General features: G+C 53.9%; 1 pseudogene. It reads right to left on the bottom strand.

What is annotated here, in order from left to right:
* Positions 1-256: pseudogene (locus tag R0J87_RS22340) on the bottom strand (hypothetical protein); the annotation flags it as partial.

Genomic DNA, 256 nt, shown 5'->3' with positions numbered 1-256 from the left:
GAACAGGAATGAACCAATCGGGCGATTTGGATCCGCCAGCCCCGCACGGCTACGACGAATAGCGTTAGATACCGCATCAACCGCTTCGTTCTGACCAATTACGCGATGGTGCAGTTCTTGCTCCATACGCAGCAGTTTTTCGCGCTCGCTTTCCATCATGCGAGAAACCGGAATCCCCGTCCAACGCGCCAGCACTTCAGCAATTTCGGCGTCGGTCACTTTATTACGCAACAGACGCATAGTTTTGCCTTCGAGC

The sequence above is a fragment of the Halomonas sp. SIMBA_159 genome (assembly GCF_046536035.1).
GTDB classification, from domain to species: domain Bacteria; phylum Pseudomonadota; class Gammaproteobacteria; order Pseudomonadales; family Halomonadaceae; genus Vreelandella; species Vreelandella venusta_A.
This window is presented reverse-complemented; position numbering and strand designations above follow the sequence as displayed.